Genomic DNA, 3,154 nt, shown 5'->3' with positions numbered 1-3,154 from the left:
CAAGGTCCACAGCGAGTGACTGCCTGTATGTAGCAGACGAAAATTAGTTCCTGTCGTGAGGTCCCTATCGGTCCCACGACAGGAACAAATTTTTAACATAGATATGTTAAAGTCTGATCATAAAGCGAAATTTTCACATTGTTCTTCAGGAAATTGGCGACATTAAATTTCACTAGTCGAAAAGGTATCCCTCTCCTCGACTCGACTTACAGTTCCCAAGGCAGTTTGGACAGAGAATGCATGTAACTAGATCACTCCGGACATGGCTGGAACAATTCTCTGACGACGAGCGTGATCTTGCCATGGCGGCGTTTCAGGAGATCGATTTCCATTCGACAGATCGCGTTACAAGTGACCTTAGTAGAGTGATACTCGACTACGTGGAAATCGTTCGAGGTTCAGATACGCAGTTGATCATTGAGGCCATTTTGTCCAAAGAAGATGTCATGAGGTTAGTATCGAACAATCCCTCAAGCGAGATGAATTACATTCAAAGCCTCTTTAGTTCTGAACTCGTCACGAAATACGGCGTCATCATGCCAATGACAAAAAATTCTCAAAAACTCTTACCAGTAAATCCGCAGTTGAATCGGTCACGAAAACTTTCTCCGACAAGAAGCATTTACGACGATGTATTTCCTTCGACAATTCGTGACTCTTCGTCGGGATCGGAAAAGTATCTAGACGTCGTAATCCGAAACTCCCGGATGTCCACCAGACTGAAAAAGAAAAGAGGTTGGGTACCGAGCCCGATCCTCGACATATCGAATGCTCAGAAGCTTGATGAACTCCCAACAGGGGATTTGCTCTTCATACTCCTTGTCGACAATATTGCCTCCGGCACACAAGCCGTCGACTTCATTGAGATGGTTGCGCTTTCACTTTCGATTGGCCCGCTTAGAGGCAAAACTGTGCATTTGCAAGTGGTCGCCTGGACGGCAACTCTTGCTGGCATTCGCAAAATTGAAGAATGGTATAAATGTATAGACGCGCCAAGATTTACGCTTGAAATTCAATATTTGAACGAAACAAAATCATTTAAAAATACTTCTCTGGATCGTAAGTCACTGTTCGATCTTTTCGCCAAGTATGGCAACCCGGACTCAAATTTGGGCTTGGGATTCGGCGGAGCGGCTACCAGGTCGGTTATTGTCGGAAATTTGTGTCCAAATAATTTGCCTGACTTGTTCATTTATCATCAACCAAAAATTAAATACTATCCCATATTCGAATCTAGGGAGATTCCTCCAGACATCAAAGACCAAGTCCTTGCAATGCCTGGTCGGAGCTTTGACGGAACTATTGACCCGAAACTCCGTTTGGCGGTTGAAACTGGGAAACTGAGAGCGGCACTGACTCGTCCTGGCATGAAGGGTGACCCTTCTTGGCAGATACTTCTCTGCGCGGTCGTTGGATTTGGCAGAGACGAAGGAATTCGAATCGTAGGGGCATCGTATGATACGTTCTGTCGAGCCGAAGCGCGCCTTCGCACCCTTGAATGGCTGACCGATAAGTTTGCGCCAACGGAAGCCGGACTCCACGTGGTTAGAACCTATGCCGAACGGAAGAATAGGGCCGACTACGCAGCTTCGAGGCATTATATGAAGCGAAGAATTGACGCATCCCAAATCACCTATTATCCTAGTTCTTTGCGTGGGGTGAGATAATGCCTAGTACCGTCATTCAATTTGAATGACACAGTTAAGTTGATCGCTGCTCAAAGTGAGCGAGAAACTTTAGCGGGTGCGGAATCACCCGAGGACCATGTTGCCAGTTTGGCGCATGGGTGTGCATAGGTTCTTCAGGCCGGCTCTATTGACCATTGATGAATCTCTGCAATTAGCGACTATCTATGACGGCTTAAATTCTATGAATTACGCCGTCACTGAGGGAAACCAATGGTAGGAACAGTCTCGCCCCACGCTTATATTGCGGAGATGAAACGGCGAAACGCAACAGAAGCACTTATTCGTTCTGTACGTCGAATAGAGAACGACTGTTCGCGTTCCGGAGTGTTGCCAATATTTACACTTGTGCATCTTTGTGTTGTCTCTAAAACTCCCTACAATACGGCTCGTGACGTTATTTTCGACCCAAGAGTTCACTACTCAACGCGAAGAATGGCTAAACGAAGTGGGTCAGGATTTAGGTCAATTCACGAACCAAGTCCCCCGCTGAAGGCGTTGCATAGGGCTATCCTTGAAAACTGCCTGCCGGTGAGCGGGGTATCTGACATGGCTTACGCATTCCATCCGGGCCGCGATACATTGGCGGCCGTCCGCGCTCATGTGGGAGCGCAATCCATGATTCGTGTAGACATCAAAGACTTCTTTGGATCAATCGGAACTAGGCGTGTCGCAGCAATTTTCATGAACCTTGGCTACCCCGAACTCTTGGCTCTCGAAATGGCGTTACTAACAACGGTTGGACATGAAGTAATTCTAAGGGGTGAGCATGATTCAGGGCCGATATATGAGATACACAAAGAAGGCCGTTTGCCACAAGGTGCTTCGACTAGTGGGCTTTTAGCGAATCTTATTTGTGCCCCGTTGGATCAGCTCTTAAGTATGGTTGCTCTGCAGTGGGACGGAGTTATTACTAGATATGCTGATGATATTTGCTTTTCTTCCCATACCCCAACTTCGCGAGAGAAATGTCAGGACATTCTTCGCGATATAATTTGTGCGATCGAATCTCAAGGATTTAAGCTGAATTCGAAGAAAACACGCATTCATCCTAAAGGGAAAGTTTTTAGAATTCTCGGGCTGTGTGTTGGTGAGTCCGACGTTTGGCTTAACCGAAACTATAAACGCTCTCTTGAATCACATATTCACGGTGTAAAAAAATTCGGACTTATAAATCATTCGTATTCAAGAGGTTACGGTTCCGACCTGGAGTTCATCGAATTCATGTGGGGACATTATGCTTATTCGATACACGTGGATCCGACTTTTGGCATCTATTTAAAAAATCAGTTGCAAGAAAATAATATAGTTAGCATTTGATTGACCTCTAGTTTTTGAAAGTCTTCGAGATTGTTTTGGCAACTTTCCACACTAAAACAACTAAAGGGGAGGTTTAATATCTTCCCGCTTTCTGGAACTTGTGCTCATTTGAGACTCAGGTCAGAATGCTAGATTGCGCCAAGCTCATT

The 3,154-nt window shown here is 45.6% G+C and carries 2 protein-coding genes; both read left to right on the top strand.

Annotated elements, in window-relative coordinates:
• Positions 1-380: 380 nt before the first annotated feature.
• On the top strand, positions 381-1,667 hold the full coding sequence (locus KRR55_RS20100; RefSeq protein ID WP_217391091.1) for a phosphoribosyltransferase-like protein: 1,287 nt from the start codon (positions 381-383) through the stop codon (positions 1,665-1,667).
• A gap of 231 nt (positions 1,668-1,898) precedes the next feature.
• Positions 1,899-3,005: a reverse transcriptase family protein gene (locus KRR55_RS20095; protein ID WP_336245177.1), complete on the top strand. Its 1,107-nt coding sequence runs from the start codon at positions 1,899-1,901 to the stop codon at positions 3,003-3,005.
• Positions 3,006-3,154 lie beyond the last annotated feature (149 nt).

Origin of the sequence: Paeniglutamicibacter quisquiliarum, assembly GCF_019084045.1 — a bacterium.
GTDB classification, from domain to species: domain Bacteria; phylum Actinomycetota; class Actinomycetes; order Actinomycetales; family Micrococcaceae; genus Paeniglutamicibacter; species Paeniglutamicibacter quisquiliarum.
This window is presented reverse-complemented; position numbering and strand designations above follow the sequence as displayed.

Excerpts from the sequence above, each read along its gene's own strand:
- KRR55_RS20095 (WP_336245177.1), top strand. The coding sequence starts at position 1,899 with ATGGTAGGAACAGTCTCGCCCCACGCTTATATTGCGGAGATGAAACGG.